Source organism: Celeribacter sp., from assembly GCF_048270365.1.
Lineage (GTDB): Bacteria > Pseudomonadota > Alphaproteobacteria > Rhodobacterales > Rhodobacteraceae > Celeribacter.
Map to the genome: position 1 here is coordinate 46717 of NZ_JBLWTA010000009.1, position 22815 is coordinate 69531.

18 protein-coding genes are annotated in these 22815 nt (G+C 59.7%); 11 read left to right on the forward strand and 7 right to left on the reverse strand.

All coding sequences use genetic code 11. From position 1 onward, the window contains the following. The first annotated feature begins 26 nt into the window (after window positions 1–26). The 5 genes from ACN0X0_RS13405 to arfB all read left to right on the forward strand — a co-directional run bounded on the left by ACN0X0_RS13405 (window position 27) and on the right by arfB (window position 4555). On the forward strand, window positions 27–1409 hold the full coding sequence (locus ACN0X0_RS13405) for an MFS transporter (protein ID WP_417279559.1): 1383 nt from the start codon (window positions 27–29) through the stop codon (window positions 1407–1409). Beyond that, entirely contained in the window at window positions 1402–2304 is a 903-nt protein-coding gene (mepA, locus tag ACN0X0_RS13410; RefSeq protein WP_417263383.1) for a penicillin-insensitive murein endopeptidase, read from the forward strand. Before ACN0X0_RS13405 ends, mepA begins: the two co-directional genes overlap by 8 nt. Further along, window positions 2277–3155 (forward strand): esterase-like activity of phytase family protein, encoded by an 879-nt coding sequence (locus ACN0X0_RS13415; protein WP_417279560.1) that lies wholly within the window; start codon window positions 2277–2279, stop codon window positions 3153–3155. Before mepA ends, ACN0X0_RS13415 begins: the two co-directional genes overlap by 28 nt. Window positions 3156–3247: 92 nt before the next feature. Continuing rightward, complete coding sequence (locus ACN0X0_RS13420; protein ID WP_417279561.1) at window positions 3248–3889, forward strand: queuosine precursor transporter; 642 nt, start codon at window positions 3248–3250, stop codon at window positions 3887–3889. Window positions 3890–4132: 243 nt separating this feature from the next. Then, window positions 4133–4555: an alternative ribosome rescue aminoacyl-tRNA hydrolase ArfB gene (gene arfB, locus ACN0X0_RS13425; RefSeq protein WP_417279562.1), complete on the forward strand. Its 423-nt coding sequence runs from the start codon at window positions 4133–4135 to the stop codon at window positions 4553–4555. Here arfB and ACN0X0_RS13430 read toward each other — a convergent pair. From ACN0X0_RS13430 to pncA, 4 genes are all read right to left on the reverse strand, one after another. After that, window positions 4541–6244 carry a hypothetical protein gene (locus tag ACN0X0_RS13430; RefSeq protein WP_417279563.1) on the reverse strand — a complete coding sequence of 568 codons (1704 nt, stop codon included), beginning with the start codon at window positions 6242–6244 and terminating at the stop codon, window positions 4541–4543. The two genes, arfB and ACN0X0_RS13430, sit on opposite strands and share 15 nt — an antisense overlap. Before the next feature lie 81 nt (window positions 6245–6325). Next, window positions 6326–7618 (reverse strand): nicotinate phosphoribosyltransferase, encoded by a 1293-nt coding sequence (gene pncB / locus ACN0X0_RS13435; protein WP_417279564.1) that lies wholly within the window; start codon window positions 7616–7618, stop codon window positions 6326–6328. Between the two features lie 107 nt (window positions 7619–7725). After that, window positions 7726–8985: a SulP family inorganic anion transporter gene (locus ACN0X0_RS13440; protein ID WP_417279565.1), complete on the reverse strand. Its 1260-nt coding sequence runs from the start codon at window positions 8983–8985 to the stop codon at window positions 7726–7728. A gap of 4 nt (window positions 8986–8989) precedes the next feature. Next, window positions 8990–9589, reverse strand: a complete 600-nt coding sequence (pncA, locus tag ACN0X0_RS13445) for a bifunctional nicotinamidase/pyrazinamidase (protein ID WP_417279566.1) — start codon at window positions 9587–9589, stop codon at window positions 8990–8992. A gap of 198 nt (window positions 9590–9787) precedes the next feature. On the opposite strand from pncA, the gene ACN0X0_RS13450 reads away from it, so the two are divergent. The 4 genes from ACN0X0_RS13450 to ACN0X0_RS13465 all read left to right on the forward strand — a co-directional run bounded on the left by ACN0X0_RS13450 (window position 9788) and on the right by ACN0X0_RS13465 (window position 17280). Then, window positions 9788–10312: a hypothetical protein gene (locus tag ACN0X0_RS13450; protein ID WP_417279567.1), complete on the forward strand. Its 525-nt coding sequence runs from the start codon at window positions 9788–9790 to the stop codon at window positions 10310–10312. 174 nt (window positions 10313–10486) lie between these two features. Continuing rightward, on the forward strand, window positions 10487–13930 hold the full coding sequence (locus ACN0X0_RS13455) for a DUF2126 domain-containing protein (RefSeq protein ID WP_417279568.1): 3444 nt from the start codon (window positions 10487–10489) through the stop codon (window positions 13928–13930). Between the two features lie 26 nt (window positions 13931–13956). Next, window positions 13957–16377 carry a circularly permuted type 2 ATP-grasp protein gene (locus ACN0X0_RS13460; RefSeq protein WP_417279569.1) on the forward strand — a complete coding sequence of 807 codons (2421 nt, stop codon included), beginning with the start codon at window positions 13957–13959 and terminating at the stop codon, window positions 16375–16377. A gap of 3 nt (window positions 16378–16380) precedes the next feature. Then, window positions 16381–17280 (forward strand): transglutaminase family protein, encoded by a 900-nt coding sequence (locus ACN0X0_RS13465; RefSeq protein ID WP_417279570.1) that lies wholly within the window; start codon window positions 16381–16383, stop codon window positions 17278–17280. Between the two features lie 8 nt (window positions 17281–17288). Here the strand turns inward: ACN0X0_RS13465 and ACN0X0_RS13470 are convergent, their stop codons facing one another. The 3 genes from ACN0X0_RS13470 to ACN0X0_RS13480 all read right to left on the reverse strand — a co-directional run bounded on the left by ACN0X0_RS13470 (window position 17289) and on the right by ACN0X0_RS13480 (window position 19570). Next, window positions 17289–18251, reverse strand: coding sequence for a glutathione S-transferase family protein (locus ACN0X0_RS13470; RefSeq protein WP_417279571.1), 963 nt, complete (start codon window positions 18249–18251; stop codon window positions 17289–17291). Between the two features lie 10 nt (window positions 18252–18261). Then, window positions 18262–19080: a 4,5-DOPA dioxygenase extradiol gene (gene ygiD / locus ACN0X0_RS13475; protein WP_417263396.1), complete on the reverse strand. Its 819-nt coding sequence runs from the start codon at window positions 19078–19080 to the stop codon at window positions 18262–18264. Between the two features lie 85 nt (window positions 19081–19165). Beyond that, complete coding sequence (locus tag ACN0X0_RS13480) at window positions 19166–19570, reverse strand: DoxX family protein (RefSeq protein ID WP_417279572.1); 405 nt, start codon at window positions 19568–19570, stop codon at window positions 19166–19168. 192 nt (window positions 19571–19762) lie between these two features. Between ACN0X0_RS13480 and ACN0X0_RS13485 the strand changes: the two genes are divergently transcribed. After that, window positions 19763–20659, forward strand: coding sequence for a LysR family transcriptional regulator (locus ACN0X0_RS13485; RefSeq protein WP_417279573.1), 897 nt, complete (start codon window positions 19763–19765; stop codon window positions 20657–20659). A 115-nt stretch (window positions 20660–20774) separates the two neighbouring features. Continuing rightward, complete coding sequence (locus ACN0X0_RS13490; RefSeq protein WP_417279574.1) at window positions 20775–22691, forward strand: elongation factor G; 1917 nt, start codon at window positions 20775–20777, stop codon at window positions 22689–22691. Window positions 22692–22815 lie beyond the last annotated feature (124 nt).

Sequence of the window (22815 nt, forward strand, 5' to 3'; positions counted from 1 at the left end):
CAACTGAGGTGAGAGGGACAGGGACCATGGCAGAGCCAAGCCATCGCAAGCGCATCTGGGGCTGGATGATGTACGATTGGGCGACGCAGCCCTTTCACACGCTGATCCTGACCTTCATTTTCGGGCCCTATTTTGCCGAACAGGTGATCGCCTATCTGACCGCGGGCGGCATGGATGCGGCGCATGCCAAGGCCGAAGCGCAGTCGATCTGGGGCTATGGTCTCACGGTTGCGGGGCTGACGATTGCGATCTTTGCGCCGATCCTGGGCTCCATCGCCGATGAAAACAAACGCCGGATGCCGTGGATTTGGCTCTTTTCATCGCTCTATGTGATCGGGTCTGCGGGGCTTTGGCTCGCCTCGCCCGCAGATTTTCCAACCTTGTTGGTGCTGATCTTCTTTGGATTGGGCCTGATTGGGGTCGAATTTACCACGATTTTCACCAATGCGCTTTTGCCCGCTTTGGGCACGCGCGAGGAGATCGGCAAAATCTCCGGCAATGGCTGGGCCTGGGGCTATGTGGGCGGGATCATTGCGCTGGTGATCATGCTGTTGCTTTTTGCCGAAAACGCCGCTGGCGTGACGCTTTTGGGGATCGCGCCTTTGTTCGGCTTCGATCCTGAGGCCCGCGAAGGCACGCGCTTTGTTGGCCCCTTTGTGGCGCTGTGGTTTGTGATCTCCATGGTGCCGTTTTTTCTCTGGGTGCGTGAGCCAAAGGCCGCAAGCCTGCCGATGGGCCGCGCGGTGCGCAAGGGGATGAGCGATCTGATCAAGACGCTGAAAACCCTGCCGTCGCGGCAATCTCTCTTTGCCTATCTCGGTGCCTCGATGTTCTACCGCGATGCGCTCAATGGTGTGTTCACCTTTGGCGGTATCTATGCGCTGGGGGCGCTGGAATGGAGCGTCGTGCAGATCGGCGTCTTCGGCATTCTCGCCGCCTTCACCGGCGCCGTTTTTACCTACTTCGGCGGTATCGCGGATCAGAAATTCGGCCCGAAACCGGTGATCATTTTTTGCATCCTCGTTCTGGTCTCCGTCTGCCTCGTGATCCTGACGATCACCCGCGAAAGCGTGCTGTTCACGTCGGTCGAAGCTGGAAGCAAACTGCCGGATATTGCATTCTATATCTGCGGCGCGGTGTTGGGGGCGGTCTCCGGTGTGATCCAATCTGCGTCCCGCACGATGATGGTGCGTCAGGCCGATCCCGAGCGCATGACCGAAGCCTTCGGCCTCTTTGCGCTTTCGGGCAAGGCGACGACATTTTTGGCGCCTGCGCTGATCGCTTTGGTCTCTGATTTGAGCAATTCCCAACGCCTCGGCATCACTCCGCTTATCGCCCTTTTCATTCTGGGGCTGGTGCTGCTAGCTTGGGTCAATCCCGAGGGTACAAAGGTTTCTGAAAATGCGTAAATGGTTCAGCTTGGCTTTGGTCGCAACACTCGCCGCCTGCATCGGCGGCGGGGACAGCAACCCGCCTCCGAAAGTCTCGGTGTCCTCCTCGGATCACCGCCCGGCCAAGGAGCTGTTCGGACCTGTCGCGCTTCCATCCTCGCAAACGCCTGAATCCTTTGGCAGTTATTCCAAAGGCTGTCTGGCGGGCGCGGTCGCCTTGCCGGAGAATGGCGCGACCTGGCAGGCCATGCGCCTGTCGCGGAACCGCAACTGGGGCCAGCCGGTTTTGGTCGATTTTCTCGAAGACCTGTCGCGCAAAGCCGCCGCTCAGCCCGGCTGGAACGGGCTTTATATTGGCGACATGAGCCAGCCCCGTGGTGGTCCGATGTCGTCGGGCCATGCGAGCCATCAGATCGGCCTCGACGCTGACATCTGGATGCTGCCTGCGACGCGTCTCGATTTGAGCCGCGCCGAACGTGAGAGCCTGTCGTCGATCTCGATGCGCCGCGCGGCTGGTGCTTATGTGAACGACAGCTGGACGCGTCAGCATCACGAGATCATCAAGGCCGCCGCCTCCGACCCGCGTGTGGCGCGGATTTTCGTCTTCCCCGGTGCCAAGGTGCAGATGTGCAATGACGAAAAAGGCGACAAAAGCTGGCTGCGCAAGGTGCGTCCGTGGTGGGGGCATCATTATCATTTCCATGTGCGGCTGAACTGTCCGCGCGGCGATAAAACCTGTGTCGATCAGGCCGCGCCGCCGCCGGGCGATGGCTGTGCCGATGCGCAGGAGTGGGTGAGCAACATCCTGAACCCGCCGCCGCCGGACCCGAATGCCAAACCGGCGAAGCCCAAACCTCCGATCACGCTTGCGAGTTTGCCTGCTCAATGCTCCGCCGTCTTGTCCTCGCGCTGATCGCGAGCCTGTCCTTTGATCCGGCGCTGGCCGTTGAGGTGCGCTATCTGGGGTCCTACACATGGGTTTCTGACAATCCTCTCGTTGGAGGGCTGTCGGGGCTTGAGCTGTCGGCAGACGGAACGCAATTCGTCGCCCTGTCAGATCGTGCGCATTATTTCATGGGACATCTGACGCGTGGCAAAGAGGGGGTGGTCTCGGCCGTTTCTCTCGATGCCGCAGTTGCGCTGGTCGCCGAGGATGGTGGCCCTTTGCCGCAATATAGCGACGACTCCGAAGGCATCGCCATTTCAAAAGACGGTCAGGCCTATGTGAGTTTTGAGGCCAATCACAGGGTGGCGCAGCTTGATCTGGACACAGGGCGTCTTGTGGATCTGCCCAAGCATCCTGATTTCGCCTCAATGCAAAACAACTCTTCGCTTGAGGGGCTGGCCGTCGATGATGCCGGCACGATCTACACCCTGCCGGAGCGCTCCGGGGCCGTTGGGCGACCCTTTCCCTTGTATCGTTTCTCGGGCGGGGAATGGGACAACTCATGGTCCATCCCGCGCGATCAGGACACGGATTTCCTGCCCGTCGGTCTCGACATCGGGCCGGATGGTCGGCTCTATCTTTTGGAGCGCTGGTTTATGGGGCTGGGCTTTGCCTCCCGTGTGCGGCGCTTTGATATCGGCCCGGATGGACCGGAAAACGAGGCCACGCTGTTGCGCACTTTGACCGCGACTCATGACAACCTCGAAGGCATTGCGGTCTGGGCCGATGACGAAGGCATTCGCCTCACCATGGTCTCCGACGACAATTTCCGTTTCTTCCAGCGCACCGAGTTCGTCGAGTATCGCGTCATCGAATAACACTTGCTTTGTGATCCGGCGGGGGTTAGACCGCCGCGTCGCTCCATAATGGGGCCGAGTTGCCGTCACCTTCGATAAAAAACGGGTACATCATGAAACAGCTTCTTCTTGGCATTCTTGCCATGGCCGCCATTGTTGTGGCCTCCAACATCCTCGTTCAGTTCCTGCTTTTTGATGGGCTTCTGACCTGGGGTGCCTTCACCTATCCTTTCGCCTTTCTCGTCACCGATGTGATGAACCGCGTCTATGGCGTCAAATCCGCGCGCAAAGTCATCTTCGCGGGCTTTGTCGCGGGCATCGTCTGTAGCCTCATCGGCACGCAGATCACGCTCCAAGGCGAGGGCTACACCTATCAGGCCGTCGCTCTGCGTGTCGCTGTGGGCTCCGCCACTGCGTTCCTCATTGCTCAGCTTGTCGACGTCTTCGTCTTTGACCGGATGCGCGATGGCTCGTGGTGGAAAGCGCCTTTCACCTCGTCGCTCATCGGCTCCGCGCTCGATACCGCGATTTTCTTTACCATCGCGTTTTCGCAAAGCATCCACGTCTTTGGCGAGACTGCCGACATGGAGGTCTCCTGGGCCTGGGACGCCGTGCCCTTCCTCATGGTCGGCCATCCGGTTCCGCTCTGGATTTCGCTCGCCGTGGCCGATTGGGGTCTAAAATTCGCTCTCGCATTGATCGCTCTCGTGCCTTTCCGCCTAATTGTTGGGCGGCTCTCCGCACGTATGGTATAAATTTACTTGCTATATACCAAATCTGTGCCACCATCATCTTATCGGCAATTCATCGAAAGGAGGTGGTCCAGTGTCTAGAGTGATGTTGGAGAGCGAGGTCAAGACAGTCGGGGGGGCCGCCACCTAGAGGAAAAATCTAGTGTGAAACACTCCTGATTGGGTGTCCTAACTGACCCCATCTCCTGAGATCTCGGAGGGCTGCTCTATCTGGCAGCCCTTTTCCTTTTGCGGTATCTATTCACCATGCCCCTGACCGTCACAGATCAAATCACCCTCGCCGATTGGGAACTGACCGAGCAGTTTGTCCGCTCCTCGGGTCCCGGCGGGCAGAACGTGAACAAGGTCTCGACGGCGGTCGAACTCCGCTTCGAGGCCGCCCGCTCGCCTAATTTGCCGGAACCTGTGAAGAACCGTTTGCGGCGTCTGGCCGGACGCCGCTGGACCAAGGAAGGCGCCGTCGTCATTCAGGTCGAAGAAACCCGCTCGCAGGCCCGCAACCGAGAGATCGCGCGGGACCGGCTGGCAGAACTGATCCTGAAAGCCACGGAAAAGCCGAAACGTCGGATCAAGACGAAACCGACGAAGGGCAGTGTGGAGCGGCGGATTAAGGCGAAGAAGGAGCGGAGTGAGGTTAAGAAACTAAGGGGGAGTTCACGTGAGTACTAGACTTTTTTCATGTTCCCATGTGTCGATAAGAGTTTGCAGGAAATACATGCGCATGATGAGTTTGGCGGCGTGCCTGTTCAGAAACTTGAAATTGTCTGTGTCCGTGACTTCTCCCAAGCCACATTTGCCGATGATCTCCGGGTCTAAAAGAGTCTTGGCCAAGTCTAAAACGCTTGAGTCTTTGACCCGTTCGCGAGCCATTTGAACCATCTTCCGAAATTCGTTCGGAGTGCTTTCTGTTGCAAAATTCGCTTCATTCACCTTTGGCTTGGGGAGCATATTTGCGGGCTGAAAGCGCCACTTATCTTCGCAAAGAGGCATTCCCTCCAACTGTGGCGCGTTTTTGTTAATGGTATTGTAGACAATGGTCTCATTGGTTCGCGCTGCGCGGCAAACTCTGCCTGATGCAATATACATGCGTTCATCATTCAAAGGATAAACAGGGACATAAGCACTCGCGGTTTTGAGATAAAGCGGCTCAAGATATCTTCCTGCACGCAGCACGGCATATGGCGCGTATAAAATGTCGATTGGAGCCTTGTATTTAAACATGGAAATGATTTCTTCGAGCTTCCCCAAAAGATTTTCCCGTTCACTTTGCTGGATATATTCGGGTACAACTGCTTTTTTGAGGAAATCTAAGGCATACTCTTTATCTGATGCAGCCATCGTTCGGGCAAACCCACCTTTTTGCAAGTGGCTATGGCCGTAGAGAATGGCATCTTGGCGTTCCGATATTTTAAAGGGGATGGTCAATCCGACGTGCGCTTCGGTCTCAACAAAACCATCAGAAAGTTTCAGAGAGGTGCGGACCCCCTCCTCAAATGCGACCGCATCAAGAGGTTTCGGAATCGTATTTTTGAACTCAAACTTGAGTTTTCTGGCGATGGTTTCGGCAATTTCCGCATCCTCACCTTGGCCTCGCGCATGGCAAATGACTTTATAGCCCCCTGCAAACAAGGCGGAGACAATAAGGCGACTGTCTTTGCCACCACTTAACCTGAGTTCTGGTTGCTTGTAGCGCGTCACTACTGAACAGGCACGCACCAATTCTTTCCTGAAATTTTCTTCTGCGGTTAATTTGTCTTCGGGTTTTTTAGGGGCATTCGAAGCTTTTGATAGACGGCGTCTTACTATATGAACTTGATTGCCTTGGGCGTGTATTGCGTAGCCGGCCAAAAGTGCCTTTACACCCATATAAGGTGTCGTGTCGTCAATTGGATAGCCAACAGTCAGCGCGTAAGAGATATACGATGGGTCGATTTCAGCCGCGACAAGCAGGGCAAGCAGTTTTGGGCGATTGCTAATAACAATGCCCGTTTCCATGCAGGTATAGTAAAGAGTTCCAGAGGCAGGAATAGATGCCCAAGCAACAAGTTGATCGCGTCTTGTAGCGATTAAGGAGTGTACGCCACCTATGCTGAGCTGTTCGTTAAGCGGCTTGGGGGCGGCATCTAAAGCTTGGGCGGCTGTTTCCAAAACATCCTGAGGTTGTGATGAGTGATACCCGGCCAATGCAACGATTGTATCTTTATTTTCAAATGTTTGAGCTGAATTTGAATGAAGGATGCTAAAGTGTGCCCGATTAACGGCCTGAGTTAAGGGTACGTTATAGAGAGTTTTAGAAATGGATTTAATTTTCTTACAGATTTCAGGGCTTTTGGATGTGCAAGCGACAATAATATCCATTTGTAAACCTTATAATCTTTTGATTGTTTCGTGTCTTAGTGACGCGACTATACCCGCTAGGCCAATCTGCACGATTGATTTTCAAACCACAACCTCCATCGCCTCCTGCTCGCCAACCCCGAACACCCGCTTATAGCGCTCTACCTCTCCCACCGGCCCCATCGCTTTCTTCGGGTTATCCGACAGCTTCACCGTCGGATGGCCATTCGCAGAGATCGCCTTACACACCAGTGAGAACGGCGCCAGCGCGTCGTCGGGGGTCAGGCCGCGGAAGTCGTTGGTGAGCAAAGTGCCCCAGCCGAAGGAGGTCTTCACCCGGCCTTTGAACTGGTTATGCAGCTCGATGATTTTGTCCGTGTCCAAGCCGTCCGAGAAGATGACGAGCTTTTTGGTCGGGTCTTCGCCACGCGCTTTCCACCAGTCAATCGCCACCTCAGCACCGGTCGCGGGATCGCCAGAGTCGATGCGGATGCCGGTCCAACCGGCGAGCCAATCGGGGGCGCGGTCCAGAAAGCCTTTGGTGCCATAGGTGTCCGGCAGGATGATCCGCAGGTTGCCGGAGTGCTCCTCATGCCAGTCACGCAGCACATCATAGGGCGCGGCGGCCAGTGTGGCATCGTCTTGGGCCAAGGCGGAATAGACCATGGGCAATTCATGCGCATTGGTGCCCACCGCTTCCAGATCGCGCTTCATGGCGATGTGGCAATTCGAGGTGCCGGTGAACTTGTTGCCAAGCCCCTCGACCATGGCCTGAACGCACCAGTCCTGCCAGAGGTAGGAGTGCCGCCGCCGGGTGCCGAAGTCGGCGATCTTGAGGCCATCAAGCGGCTGAAGTTGCTTCACCTTTTCCCAAAGCTTGGTCATCGCGCGGGCATAGAGCACCTGAAGCTCGAATTTCTTCATCGGCCCGAGCACGGCGCGCGAGCGCAGCTCCATCAGGATCGACAGCGCGGGAATTTCCCAGAGCATCACCTCGGGCCAGCTGCCCTCGAAGGTCAGCTCATATTGCCCGTCCCGCTTTTCAAGTTGATAGGCCGGAAGGCGTAAGTTTTCGAACCACTCCATGAAATCCGAACGGAACATCTGGCGTTTGCCATAAAACGTGTTGCCGCGCATCCAGGTGCTCTCGCCACGTTTCAGGGACAGGGACCGCACATGGTCAAGCTGTTCGCGCAACTCGCCCTCGTCGATCATCTCGGCCAGGCGAATGTCTTTCGAGCGGTTGATGAGGGAGAAGGTAACGGTGGTATCCGGGCGATTGCGGAACACCGACTGGCACATCAGCAGCTTGTAGAAATCCGTGTCGATCAGGGAGCGGACGATCGGGTCGATCTTCCATTTGTGATTGTAGACGCGGGTGGCGATATCGACCATGTTGACGGTCCCTCTTTAGATGGCCGCCTTGTTAAAGCAGGGGAAATAAGGGTTTGGCAAGGAAAAGGCGCAAGAAAGCCTTTTGTGATCACAAGTGTTGCGAAAGGCTATTTATCTCGCGGCGTCCAGTCCGGGTCATCCGCATTGCGGCGGGACAGGCGCAGGGCTAGCCCAAGCGCAATGCCTGTGCCGATGGCCACGGTGAGGTCTGTGATCACAGTGAGGACGAGGGTGATCAGGAGAAGCACCAGATCGGAGCGCCGCCCGCGCAGATATTCCCCCCAGCGATGCGGTTCGGACATGTTCCAAGCCGTCAAAAGCAAAAGCCCGGAGAGGGCCGGAAGCGCGAGATAGCCTGCCAAAGGGGCGGCGAGCATCATGATCGCCAAAAGCGTCACGGCGTGCACGATCCCGGCGACGGGCGTCTTGCCGCCCGCCCGCACATTGGTGGCGGTGCGCGCAATGGCGCCGGTGGCAGGCAGTCCGCCAAACAGAGAAGAGCCGATATTGGCCCAACCCTGCGCCATCAATTCGGCGTTCGAGCGGTGGTGCCCGCCGATCATGCGATCTGTAACCATGGCTGACAGCAGGGATTCGACCCCCGCGAGAAAGGCAATGACAAGTGCGGAGGGCAACAGTTCGCGCAGGGTCGCAAAGCTCAGATCTGGTAGATGTGGTGCGGGCAGGCTTTGCGGCAAGTCGCCAAATCGCGACTGGATGGTCTCGACGGGCAGATCGAACAGAACCACCGCAGCCGAGGTCAGCGCAACGGCGACGATCAAACCGGGCAGACGCGGAAAGACGCGGCGCAACAGCAGGATCAGAACCATAGTGGCGAGGCCGATGCCGAGAGAGGCGGGGTTAAGCTCTGGCAAGGCGGCTATCAGCGCCGGAATTTTCTCAATGAAATCGGCGGGAAAAGGTCCGGCCAGTCCGAAAAGATCGGCAAGCTGGCTGGTCCCGATGATCACGCCGATGCCGATGGTAAAGCCGTTGATCACCGCCTCCGGCACATGGCGCACCAACTGCCCGGCACGGAACAGCCCGGCGATGATAAGCACGATCCCGGCCAAGAAGGTCGCGGCCACGAGACCGTCATAGCCATGCGTGGCGATCACGCCGGCGACGACAACGATAAAGGCGCCAGTGGGGCCGCCGATTTGCACGCGGCTGCCACCCAAAGCGGAGATCAGAAAGCCCGCGACAATCGCCGTGACGAACCCCGCAGCGGGGGCGGCCCCGGAGGCAATGGCGATGGCGATGGACAGCGGCAGGGCGACCAGAGCGACGGTGATGCCCGCAAAAAGGTCAGAGCCGAACTCGGCCCGCGTATAGGTTTTCAGTGTGGTGAAAAGCTTCGGTGTCATGGCCCTAAAGGACCTCGACCCCGGCGGCCTTCATGCCGTCGAGGGCAGTGGCGAGAGAGCCGTCCATGTCGATGGCGCGACACAGATCGGTACGCACGGTGACGTCGAACCCGAGTTTTGCGGCATCCACGGCGGAGAAATTCACACAGAAATCGGTGGCCAGACCGACCATGGTGAGCGTGTCGATGCCACGGGTCCGAAGATACCCCTCTAGCCCCGTCGGCGTCACATGATCATTCTCGAAAAACGCGGAATAGCTGTCAATCGCGGGATTGAACCCCTTGCGGATGATCAGATCACCTCTGGTCACGAGGTCCTTGTGGAACGCTGCCCCGTCAGTGCCCTGAATGCAATGATCCGGCCAAAGCACCTGTGTGCCATAGGGCATTTCGGTGGTGGAATAGGGTGCGGCACCGTGGGTGCTTGCGAAGGAGCTGTGGCCCGAAGGGTGCCAGTCCTGCGTCAGGATCACGGAGGCGAAGTCGTCCATAAGCGCATTGACGCCGGGCACAATCTCGTCGCCCCCGGCTACGGCCAGCGCACCGCCGGGGCAGAAATCATTCTGGATGTCGATGACGATGAGGGCTTCGTTGGCTGCGCGCATGGGAGGTCTCCTTTGCCCCAGACGTAGCGCGGCGCGGCATTTCGGGCAAGGTGGCGGGGATATGAGAGGGCAATTCAGCATTTCTCGCAAAAGGACGCGAGTGTTCAACGCTTTCTTAGGCTTTGCCTGCTCTACTGATGTGAGCCGATTGGGGTCGGTGGTTTGAGGCTAGAAAGCCTCATCACGTGGGGTGATATCATGACAGTCTTAAAATTCCTGCGCACGCTTTCGGCGTGTGCTCCGGAGACGTGCGATCTGCGTCGTCCGGTTCTTTCGATATGCTTGGCAACAGGGCTTGCGATCGGCGGTGTCTCTGTCGCTCAGGCGGCTCAGCCGGGATCGCAGCAACCCGGTGCGACAATCGTCATTTCCAACGACTATGGCGGTAGCGTGCGCAAACGCACGGCAGAAGTTCAGCAAATCAATCGCCTGGGCCAGAGCGTGGAAATCCGGGGCAGCGTCTGTATGTCCAGTTGCACGATGTTTCTCGGGGCCAAATCCGTTTGCGTGATGCCGGAGACGTCCTTTGCCTTTCATGGGCCGTATCGGTTTTTCTCGAAACTCACGTCTCTGGAATTCGACCAATGGTCGCGCGTGATCGCGAACCATTACCCGTCCTTCCTGCGCAGTTGGTACATGCAAACCGGGCGCTATCGCGGCAGCAACCCGGCCCGTGTCAAAGGCAGTGAGCTGATCCGTCACGGGGTCGCCGAGTGCCGCTAACGCGGTACAGGCGCGGTGCGGGACAGGGCTTGTCCAAGGTGGATGATGAAAAAACGGGCGAACTGCTCGAAGAGAGGCCGCATTTGTGAGGGTGCGACCGTTTTGCCCGTGAAGCTCTGAAACAGCCCCTGTAGCCTGCATCTGAAGATCAGGGAAAAGGGCGCAGTCAGACACATGGCGATTTACGCATCGATCCACCACGTCACGCATTACAAATACGACCGCAATGTCGAGCTTGGGCCGCAAATCATCCGCCTGCGCCCGGCGCCGCATTCGCGCACGCGGGTGATCTCGCATTCGCTTAAAGTGACCCCAGCCACTCATTTCGTGAACCACCAGCAAGACCCCTATGGCAACTGGCAGTCCCGGTTCGTCTTTCCGGAGCCGGTGCGCGAGTTCAAGATCGAGGTCGATCTGGTCGCGGATATGACCGTCTACAACCCGTTTGATTTCTTTGTCGAGGAAAGCGCCGAGCACTGGCCGTTTGAATATCCCGACGAGTTGAAAAACGATCTGGTGATTTATCGCACCCCCGAACCCGAAGGCCCGCTTTTGGCGCAATTTGTAGGCTCGATTGATTTCAGGGAAACCCGCACGGTCGATTTCCTTGTCGGCCTTAACGCCCGGATTTCCGATTATGTCGATTACACGATCCGCATGGAGCCGGGGGTGCAGACGCCGGATGAAACCCTTGAGAAGAAATCGGGGTCTTGCCGAGACAGCTCGTGGTTGCTCGTTCAGGTGCTGCGTCACCTGGGCTTTGCCGCGCGCTTTGTCTCCGGCTATCTCATTCAGCTTAAACCCGATCTCGAGGCCCTCGATGGGCCGTCTGGCACGGATCATGATTTCACCGATCTGCACGCCTGGTGCGAGGTCTTCCTGCCCGGTGCGGGCTGGATCGGGCTTGATCCGACCTCCGGGCTTTTGACCGGAGAAAGCCACATTCCGCTGGCCGCCACGCCGCATTATCAAAACGCCGCTCCCATTGCGGGCGGGTTCTCTTCGGTCGGCACGCCCGAGGTGTCCTTCGATTTCGACATGCAGATCAAGCGTGTCGCTGAACATCCCCGGATCACAAAACCTTTTTCCGAGGAAAGCTGGGACCGACTCAACGCGCTGGGTCACAAGGTGGACGAGTCCCTGAAAGAAGGTGACGTGCGCCTGACCATGGGCGGCGAGCCGACCTTTGTTTCCATCGACGACTTTGAGAGCGACGAATGGAACACCGCCGCCGTCGGCCCGCAAAAACGTGCGCTGGCCGATGAGATGATCCGACGCTTGCGCAATCGTTTCGCCCCCGGCGGGTTCCTGCATTATGGGCAGGGCAAATGGTATCCGGGCGAAAGCCTGCCGCGTTGGACTTTTTCTTTGTACTGGCGTCGCGATGGCAAACCCGTGTGGAAGAACCCCGATTTGATCGCCAAGGAAAAGGTCCCGACCCGTGCGGGCGCCAAAGAGGCGGGCGATTTTATGACCCGTTTCGCCCAGAACCTCGGCGTTGATCCGGTCTGTGCCCAGCCCGCCTATGAGGATCCTGGAGAGTGGATTTTGAAAGAATCCCTTCTGCCGGACAACGTGACGCCAGAGAATTCCAAGCTCAAGAACCCCGAGGATCGCGCACGCTATGCCCGCGTGTTTGAACGCGGCCTGACGGAAGCCTCTGGCTATGTGCTGCCGATTCAGCGGTGGCAATCGAAAGCCCGGTCGCGTTGGCTGTCCGAAGTCTGGAAAACCCGGCGCGGGCATCTGTTCCTCGTGCCCGGCGATAGCCCTGTGGGCTTTCGCCTGCCGCTCGGTGCTTTGCCGCATATCCCGCCGGCGTCCTTTCCCTATTCCTATCCGGCCGATCCGATGATCGACCATGCGCCCTTGCCGGACTTTCATGCCGAAGTGACGGAACGCCGCAAAAAGATCGAAGAGGAAATCGCGAGACTTGCGGCTGAAGAAGTCGCGGCGGAAGCAAAGGAGGCGAAGGAAAAGGCAGATATTCTGCCAGAAACATCAAAAGAGCACACTCAGCCGGTGTCTGAGGCGCAACGCGACGAGACGGAGAGACAGGCGCTGATCGGGCAGGGCATTGATCCCTCCAAAAGCGAGGTGCGCACCGCCATTGCGGTTGAGCCGCGCGATGGACGCCTATGTCTGTTCATGCCGCCCTGTGAGACGCTCGAAGATTACCTCGAACTTTTGACGACTGCCGAAGAAACCGCCGCGGAGCTTGGCTTGCCGATCCACGTGGAGGGCTATTCTCCCCCCGAAGATCCGCGCTTGAATGTGATCCGCGTGGCCCCCGATCCGGGCGTGATCGAGGTGAACATCCATCCGGCGCATAGCTGGGACGACTGTGTGGCGACGACCGAGGCGATCTATGAAGAGGCGCGCCAGTCACGTCTCGGGGCCGACAAATTCATGATCGACGGGCGTCACACCGGCACGGGTGGCGGCAACCACGTTGTGGTCGGCGGCGCGACGCCCTCGGACTCGCCGTTCCTGCGTCGCCCTGATTTGCTCAAGTCGCTGATCCTGATCTGGCAACGTCACCCGTCCTTGTCCTACCTGTTCTCTGGCCTCTTTATCGGTCCGACATCTCAAGCCCCGCGCATCGACGAGGCGCGGCATGACACGCTCTACGAGCTGGAAATTGCCCTGTCGCAGATCAAGTCTCCGTCCGAGGCCGCCATGCCGCCCGCGTGGCTCGTGGACCGTCTGCTTAGAAACATGCTCACGGATGTCACGGGTAACACCCACCGAGCCGAGATTTGCATCGACAAGCTGTTCTCTCCCGACGGGCCGACCGGGCGTCTGGGTTTGGTCGAATTCCGCGGCTTTGAGATGCCGCCGGACCCGCGCATGTCTTTGGCTCAACAACTCCTCCTGCGCGCCATCATCGCGCGCTGTTGGAATGCGCCGGTGGAGGGCAAGCCGGTGCGCTGGGGCACGGTGTTGCACGACCGTTTCATGTTGCCGCATTACCTGTGGGAAGACCTCTTGTCGCTTCTCTCGGACCTCAAACATCATGGCTTCGAGATGGACCCCGAGTGGTTCAAGGCGCAGGCCGAATTCCGTTTTCCCTTCTGCGGTCAGATCGAGGCGGAAGGCGTGCATCTTGAAGTGCGCCAAGCGCTTGAACCTTGGCATGTGCTGGGCGAAACCGGCGCCATCGGCGGCACGGTGCGCTACACGGACAGCTCGGTCGAGCGGCTTCAGGTCAAGATGACGACGCTGCATCAGGACCGCTATCGCATCATGTGTAACCAAAGACCCGTGCCCCTGGCCAAAACCCAGACCTCCGGCGTGTCGGTCGCCGGTGTCCGGTTCAAGGCCTGGCAACCGCCAGAGGCGCTGCACCCGGTTTTGCCGGTCAATGCGCCCTTGCATTTCGACATCTATGACGACTGGACGGGGCGGCCCATTGCGGGCTGTACCTACCATGTCGCGCACCCCGGCGGGCGGAGCTATGACACCTTCCCGGTGAATGGCAACGAGGCCGAAGCCCGACGTCTGGCGCGGTTCGAACCCTATGGTCACACCCCCGGAAGCTATACGCCCGGAACCGAAGTGCCGCACCCGGAGTTTCCCTTGACGCTTGACCTCAGACGGCCCATTGGGCTTGTCTGAACATCACCAAGGACCACGGACACACCATGTCGCAGCGCCTGATCTCAGGCTCCGCTCATTCGGATCTCTTTGCAGACTACCCGCAAAGCCCGGATGTGGCCGACGAGCTTTTTGACGCCACGGGCCAGATGCGGCCCGTCTGGCGGCGCTTTGTCGATCGGTTCTCGCGGCTCTCGCCCGAGGAAATTCGTGCGCGGTTCGAGCGCGGCGATCAGTATTTGCGCGATGCGGGCGTGTTTTACCGACAATATTCCAACGATCCGCTGACCGAACGCGCCTGGCCGCTGAGCCATATCCCGGTGATCCTGCATGAGCTGGAGTGGGAGCATATTTGTGCGGGTCTGTCCCAACGCGCGGACTTGTTGGAGCGCGTCATGGCCGATCTCTACGGCCCTGCGCAATTGGTCAGCGACGGACATTTGCCCGCAGACCTGATCGCCCGCTCGCCGCAATGGCTGCGCCCGATGGTGGGGGTTCAGCCGAAGGGCGGGCACTACCTGCATTTTCTGGCTTTCGAGATCGGGCGCTCTCCCGATGGCTCATGGTTCGTTTTGGGCGACCGGACGCAGGCGCCCTCGGGGGCGGGCTTTGCGCTTGAGAACCGGATGGCGACGGGGCGGATTTTCCCGGAACGTTTCCCGCGCGCACATATCCACAAACTCGCGGGCTTCTTCAGCGCGTTTCGGGATTCGATGGAAGAGCTGGCGAGTGCATCGTTCAAGCATCCGCATGTCGCCGGGATCATGACGCCGGGGCCGTCGAACGACACGTACTACGAACACACCTATATCGCGCGCTACCTCGGGATGATGCTGCTCGAAGGCGAGGACATCGTGGTCGAAAATGGCGAGGCCATGGTGCGCACCATCGAGGGGCTGAGGCCTCTGGGGATGCTGTGGCGCCGGATCGATGCGAGCTTTGCCGATCCGCTGGAATTCAATGCGCGCTCCCAGATCGGCACACCCGGCCTGATGGAAGCCGTGCGGACCGGGCATCTGGCGATGGCCAATGCTTTGGGGTCCGGCGTGTTGGAAATGCGCGCGATGATGGCCTTTCTGCCGCGGATCAGCGAGGTGCTGTTGGGCGAGCGGCTCAAGCTGCCGAACATCGCGACATGGTGGTGTGGCGGCGCGACGGAGCGCGCTTATGTGCGCGACAATGCTCAGAACATGCTGATCAGTCCGGCGCATGCGGTGGACCTGCCTTTCGATCTCGGGGCCACCACGGCGCTGGGCGGCGAGTTCCGTGGCACGGCCATGAGTTCGATTGCGGATTGGTTGGACCGCGAGGGCGACAAGCTGGTCGGCCAGGAGGCGGTAACGCTCTCGACAACGCCGACTTGGGAAGACGGCGAAGAGGGCGGCTCCTTGGTGCCCCGCCCGATGACCGTGCGGGTCTTTGCTGCGCGCACGCCCTCCGGCTGGCAATTCATGAAGGGCGGCTATGCTCGGATTGGCCGTTCTGGAGATGCGACGGCGCTTGCGATGCAGCGTGGCGGGTCTGTGGCGGACGTTTGGGTCGTGTCCGACCGGCCTTTGCCGAAAACCGGACCGCGACAAGAGGAGAGCGTTTCTTACCTGCGGACAAGCCCCGGCCTTTTGCCGTCGCGTGCGGCGGACAATCTCTATTGGCTGGGCCGCTATGTGGAGCGGTTCGAAGACGCGGCGCGTCTGGTGCGGGCCTATCACCTGCGGCTGGCGGCGACGGACAACCGCAACGATCCGCGCCTGAAGGCGCTGCGAGATTACCTTTTGGGCTTTGGCATCGACCTGAAACAGACCCTGCCCGAGGCGCTCATCGAGCGGATCATCGCGGCGCGGGGCTGTGCCACCAAGGTGCGAGACCGGTTTTCTGCTGACGGCCTGTCGGCGCTCAACGATCTGTTGCAAACCGCGATGCGGATGACGGCGACCGCGCAGCCCGGTGACGATTGCGCGCGGGCGACCTCTGTCTTGATCCGCAAGATCGCGGGCATCACGGGGCTTGTGCATGAGAACATGTATCGCTCTGCGGGGTGGCGGTTCCTGAGCCTTGGGCGGGAGTTGGAGCGTGCCGATGCGATGGCGGCTTTGCTGGCGGAATTTGCCGACAGTGCGGCGCCCGAAGGTTCGCTCGATTTGGCGGTCGAAGTGGGCGACTCCATCATCACCCATCAGCGCCGCTACCGCGTGGAGACCAGCCGCAATACCGTGGTCGATCTTTTGGCATTGGATGCCGATAACCCGCGCGCGATCCTGTTTCTGATCCGCCAGATGCGCAAACATGCCGAGGCCTTGCCGCAGGCGGAACTGCATGGTCGCCCGTCTGAATTGCTGCGCGCGATCCTGCCTTTGGAGGCGCGGCTGACCTGTGCCCGTCCCGAAGAGGTGACGACGGCGTATCTCATGGGCGTGCGGGCCGATCTGGCGAAAGTGTCGGATCTGGTCTCGACGATCTATCTGAGGTGAGCGATGCTATATGATCTCAGCCTGACCATTGACTATAGCTATGATGCGGCTTCGGATCGGACGCGCAATATCCTGCGGCTGTTGCCCTCGAATGTCGATGGCGTGCAGCAGGTGCGTCAAAGGTTGCTGACCATTCTGCCGCGCCCCGACGAACGCCGTGATGGCTGGGATTTTTTCGGCAATGAGATGAGCATGGTCGCCTGGCATCATCCGATTGATGCCATCTCGATGCAGCTCACCGCCCAGATCGAGCGCTTTGAACCCGCCTCGCTGTTCGATCTCTCTCCGCCTCTGGAAGAGTTGCGGGCCGAAATTCTCGCATTGAAATCATTGGCGCCGGACGCGCCGCATCATTTCCTTGCCGCCTCGCCGCGCGTCGCCCTGTCGCCGAAGATCACGGACTATGGCTGGGACTGTCTCAGGGATGCGGGCGAGGGGGTGACGGCGCTCAAAGCCGTCGAGGCGATCGGTCGCGCGCTCAATCGCGACATGCGCTTCGACCCGAAGGCCACGGATGTCGACACGCCGCCCGAGGTGGCGTTTGAGAACCGGCATGGGGTCTGTCAGGACTTCGCCCATATTATGATCGCCGCCCTTAGGGGGATCGGCATTCCGGCGGGCTATGTCTCGGGTTTTCTGCGCACCTTCCCGCCGCCCGGGCAACCGCGGCTCGAAGGGGCCGATGCCATGCATGCCTGGGTGCGGGCTTGGGTCGGCAAACAGGTGGGCTGGATTGAATTCGACCCGACGAACGATCAGTTCGCCGGGACGGATTATATCACCATCGGTCATGGCCGGGATTACGGCGACGTGGCACCCGTCAAAGGTGCCGTGCGCTCGGCCGGTGGGCACAGGACCCAACAGGCCGTGGACGTCATCCCGCTCGAAGACGCGCCCGCTTAAATCACGCTTTAAACGGATGCGATCAGCGCTTCGATATGCGCCGGACCCGTCGGGCGGATGCGGTTCGGATTGAGCGCCTTGATCGAGTAATAACCCCGCGTGATGTGGTCCATATTCACCGTTTCGGCCACACCCGACAGGCGATAGATGCGCTCCATATAGGCCGTCAGGCGCGGGTAATCCTTGATCTGTTTCAGGTTACATTTGAACACGCCGTGATAGGCGGCATCGAACCGGATCAGCGTCACGAAGGTGCGAATGTCGGTTTCCGTGATCCGGTCGCCAAAGAGGTAATCCCCGGTCAGACGGCCTTCCAGATTCTCCAGCATGTCAAACACGCCCGCGACGGCTTCGTCATAGGCCTCCTGCGAGGTCGCAAAGCCGGCCTTGTAGACGCCGTTGTTCAGGGTGTCGTAGATCACCGGATTGAGCGCATCTATGTCTGCCGCCAGATCGTCGGGATAAAGCCGCAGATCGGAGGGCACGAGGTGCTCGAACGCCGTGTCGAACATCCGCACGATGTCGGCGCTCTCGTTATTGACGATGGTGTTCGTCTTGGTGTCCCACAAAACCGGCACTGTGGCGCGGCCCGACACATGCGGATCGGCGCGGGTGTACAATTCGTGGATATAGGTGGCGCCGAACAAAGGGTCCTCGTCGGCCCCGTCATAGCCACCGAATTGCCAGCCCTGATCGGTCATCACCGGGTTCACCACGGTCACGGAGATGTAGTCTTCGAGACCTTTCAATTTGCGCGCGATCAGCGTGCGCGAGGCCCAGGGGCAGATGAAAGCGACGTAAAGCCGATAGCGCCCGGCTTCCGCCTTGTATCCGCCTTCCCCGGTCGGCCCCGCAGAGCCGTCCGGGGTGATCCAGTTGCGAAAGCTCGACACTTGCCGAACGAAACGGCCTTTGGCGTCGGATTTTTGTACCGGGTCCCAGCTTTTGGACCATGTTCCGTCAACAAGCATGTCAAACTCCTTAGTAGTAGATAAAGCTGCGCATGGAGACCGAGCCGATGTCGATCGAGTCGTTCATGAACAACAATTCGTCTTTCGCATCAGACGCGCCCGCGATGGTCAGCGCCGGAAGGTAGTGATCCACCGAAGGGTGCGCCATTTTCAACAGGTTGCCGAGACCGGCGCGATCCGTGATGGTTTTATGGTCACGCGCCTGAAGGCGGTCGGTGAACAGCCCATCGAAATCCAGCGCCCAATCGTAGGGCGTCGAGCCATAGCGCATGGCGCGCAGGTTGTGCACGATGTTGCCGGAGCCAAGGATCAAGACGCCCCGGTTGCGCAGATCGGCCAGTGCCTGCCCGATTTCGAGGTGATGTTCGAGATCCTTGGTCATGTCGATCGACAGCTGGAACACCGGCACATCCGCATCCGGGTAGAGGAATTTCAGCACCGACCAGGCGCCGTGATCCAAGCCCCAGGTGTCATCGCCTTCGGCGTGGTGGCTGGCCAAAAGGCTGATCACCTCTTGGGCCACCTCAGGCGCGCCGGGGGCGGGGTATTGCTGGGCGAACAACTCGTCCGGGAAGCCGTAAAAATCGTGGATCGTCTTCGGCATTTTCGAAACGTTCACCAAGGTCGAGCCACGGGTCATCCAATGTGCGGAAACCACGAGAATGGCCTGCGGCTGGGGCAGGGTCTCGCCCAGTTTCTTCCAGCTGCGGGAATAGTCGTTGTCCTCGATGGCGTTCATCGGGCTGCCGTGGCCCAGAAAGACCACCGGCATCCGGTCGGAAGATTTGAGGCTGTCTTTGAGCCGTTGAAGTTGCTGTGCAATGCTCATGGCCGTCTCCTTTCAGAGGCTGATGTCTTAGATTAGGGTGCGAGGCCGCGCCGGGAAAGACACGGCGCCCCCACAGTCTTTGTGTTTATTCGCGTTTCAGCGGGTAAAGCGCATATGCACCGTCCCCCAACAGAGCCAAAGCGGCCTGCACCAGTGCCCACATCGCCGGGTATTCCCAGCCGCCGCCTGTGTTGGCAAAGCCAAAGCCGTTGCCCCAATGGGCAAAGATCACGGCGCCGAGAAGCGGAAAGATGAGGGCCGCGGACACAAGCCGCGTCGCGATGCCGAGGATCAGGGCAAGACCGCCCGCGATCTCTGCGATCATGGTCAGGATGCCGAGCCACCCGGGCAGGCCGAGGCTTTCGAAAAAGCCGGCGGTGCCTGCGGGGGTGAAGACGAAGAACTTCGTCAGCCCGTGGGACAAAAACAGCGCGCCCGTGGTCAGGCGCAGAAGCAGGGCGGCGTAGGGAGCGGTTTTCTGGTCGATCATCAGTTCTTCCTTTGTGTGGCCTGCCCCTGGTCCGAGGGCAGGTCCGATTGTGGCGTCCCGGCCTGTGCCGCTTTTGCTGACGCGCTGTGTTTTGCGTTGATCCAAAGATGCCCCTTGCGGCTCAGGAATAAAATGGCGAAGATGTAGAATGACTTTACCCATTTTGTTCCTAATGAAAGTAGGGCGGCAGATATGGATTTGATCGACGGCTTGCGGGCCTTTGTGGCGACGGCGGAAACCGGGTCCTTCACGGGGGCGGCCGAACGGCTTGGTATGTCCAACCGCCTGACTTCGAAATATGTCGCGGAGCTCGAAGAGCGCCTTGGCGTCCGCTTGTTGCAGCGCACCACACGCAGGGTCGGGCTGACCGCCTCGGGCGAGGACCTTTTGGCCCGCGCCCCCGCTTTGCTTGATGAGATGGACGACATGCTGAGTGCTGTCACCGAAGACACGCGGGGCTTCTCCGGCACGCTGCGCATCTCCGCGCCTGTGACCTTCGGCGAGGTCTATGTGAAGGACCTGCTCAGCCGTTTCGCCGCGCCGCATCCTGATCTGGTGCTGGATTTGCGGCTGAGCGACGCCTTTGTCGATCTCGCCTCCGACGGCATTGATCTGGCCTTTCGCATTGGCATGCCGGACGTCTCCGCGCTCAAATCCCGCAAGATCGGCGAGCTGCAATCCGTCGTGGTCGCCTCGCCCGAATATCTCGCGAAACATGAGGCGCCGACGCATCCCGATGATCTGCAAAACCACACCTGCATCATCGACAGCAACCGACGCAATCCGTCGCGCTGGGGCTTTGTCCATGAGGGCCGCGATCTGACCGTGCAGGTGCCCTCGCGCTTTACCGTCAACAGCGCCCGTGTGACCCGCGATCTGGCGCGGCGGGGCGAAGGCATCGCCTTTTGCCCGCCGTTCATCTTGGGCGACGATCTGGACGCGGGGCGGCTGGTGCAGCTTTTGCCAGACTTCAAAGGCGCCACCCATCCGATCAGCATCGTCTATCTCGAAGGCCGCACCTTGCCTCGTAAAGTCCGCGCTTTGATCGATTTCGCCGTGCAAGACTACCGGGAGAGGGCGAAATCGTGACAAAACCCGGTGCAACTTGACCTGAGCCAAGGTCGAGAAGCGCGCGGGTCCTATAGTGACTCCCGGACAGCGCCCGCAAACTCGGGCGCTTGCAACAGATCGGGAGACAGATGTCATGAAAACCGTCACCATTCTCGGGCCGTCACAATCCGGCAAATCCTCCCTCGCTGCGGCGCTCGCCGGGCTGGATGCAGGCACGTCCCAAAGCCTGCGCCTGTTCGGCGAGACCGCAGTGACCCGGTTCCATTACCTCGATCAAGACTGGGCGATGCTCGATTGCCCCGGCGGCGCCGAAGGGTTGGCGCAGGCAGGTTCCGCTCTGGCCGTCAGTGACGCCGCCGTGCTCTGTGTGCCCGCCGAAGCCGAGGCCGCCGTTCTGGCCGCGCCCTACCTGCGCCTCTTGGAGGCCTCCGGCCTGCCGACGATGATTTTCATCAACAAGATCGACGCCGCCACCGACCGCACCGCCGAGATCGCCGCCGCTCTGCAAACCTATTCCGCGCACGGGATCGTGCTGCGCGAAGTGCCGATCCGCGAAGGCGGCGAGATCACCGGCATGGTCGATCTGATTTCCGAACGCGCCTGGGCCTTTAAAGAGGGCGAACGCTCCGCTCTGGTGGAAATGCCCGACAGCGCCCGCGCCCGCGAAGAGGAAGCCCGCGCCGAGCTTTTGGAACATCTCTCCGATTTCGACGATCATCTGTTGGAAGAATTGATCGAAGACCGAAAACCGATGTCCGATGAGCTTTACGATGTCGCCACCAAGGTGCTGCAACATCACGACCTCATCCCGGCTTTCCTAGGGTCTGCGGCGAAGGCGAACGGGCTGACGCGTCTGATGAAAAGCCTGCGCCACGAGGTGCCGGGGGTCGAGGCGCTCACAGATCGCTTTGGCGAGACGCCTGTGGCCGTGGGCATTTTTGCCGATCAGGTCAAACACCTTGGCAAGACGGTGTTGATCCGGGCTGTCGGTGAGACGCTCAAACCCGGTTCTGATTTGATGGGCGCGGCGATTGGGTCGCTTGTCGACATCGACACGAAAACACCCGTCGCGGATCTCGCGCCCGGCGAAGTTGCTCTGACGGTCAAAACCGATCACCTCGCGCTGCGTGCGCCGATCTATGGCGCGGATGGTGCGATTGATACGCCCGATTGGGCCGTGCCACACAAACCGAAAAATCGCGTACTTCTGAGCCCGGAAAACGAACGCGACGAAGCGCGCTTGTCGACGGCGCTGGGCAAACTGGCGGAGATTGATCCGGGGCTGGCGGTGGAACAGGACCCGCATTCCGGCAAAACCATCCTCGCCACCCAAGGCCAGCTTCACGAACGCCGCGTGGTTGAAAAACTCAGCGAAGTTTTCGGCGTCGCGGTGGTCATGCAACCGATCCCGCCCGCCCTGCGCGAAACCATTCAAACCGTAGGCGGCACCCATTATCGTCACCGCAAACAATCCGGTGGTGCCGGGCAATTCGCCGATGTGGTGATCGAGGTGGCACCTCTGGCCCGTGGCGCAGGGTTTGTTTTTGAGGAGATCGTCAAAGGCGGCGCCGTGCCGCGCAATTACATGTCGGCGGTCGAGGCGGGGGTGCGCGACGCGCTGGCCGAGGGGCCGAATGGCCTGCCGGTCGTGGATGTCAAAGTGACGCTCACAGATGGCAAACACCATGCTGTGGACAGCTCCGATTATGCCTTCCGCACGGCGGCGAAATCGGCGGTGCGCGAGGCGCTGGCGGGCTGCAAACCTGTGGTGCTTCAACCCATCGACAAGATCGCAATCCATGTGCCGAGCGTCTACTCTGGCGGGCTGATGCCGCTGATCACCGGGCTCAAGGGGCAGGTGCTTGGCTTTGATGCGCACCCCGAGGCCTCCGGTTGGGACGTCTTCAACGCGCTTTTGCCCGCGACCGCCGAGGCCGAGTTGTTCCGCGCTTTGGGCGGGGCCACGCGAGGCACGGCTTGGTATGAGGCGGAGCTGGATCACTATGAGGAAACCTTTGAACCCGTGGCACAATTGCGCGCCGTGGAGTGATCACAGACTGACATAGGAAGACTTTGCTAGATGCCGTCGGGTCATGTGCTCGGCGGCATTTTGTCGTCTGGTCGCGACGGAAAGCCGACTTACATCCGTATCATTACTCTGATCGCTGATGTTG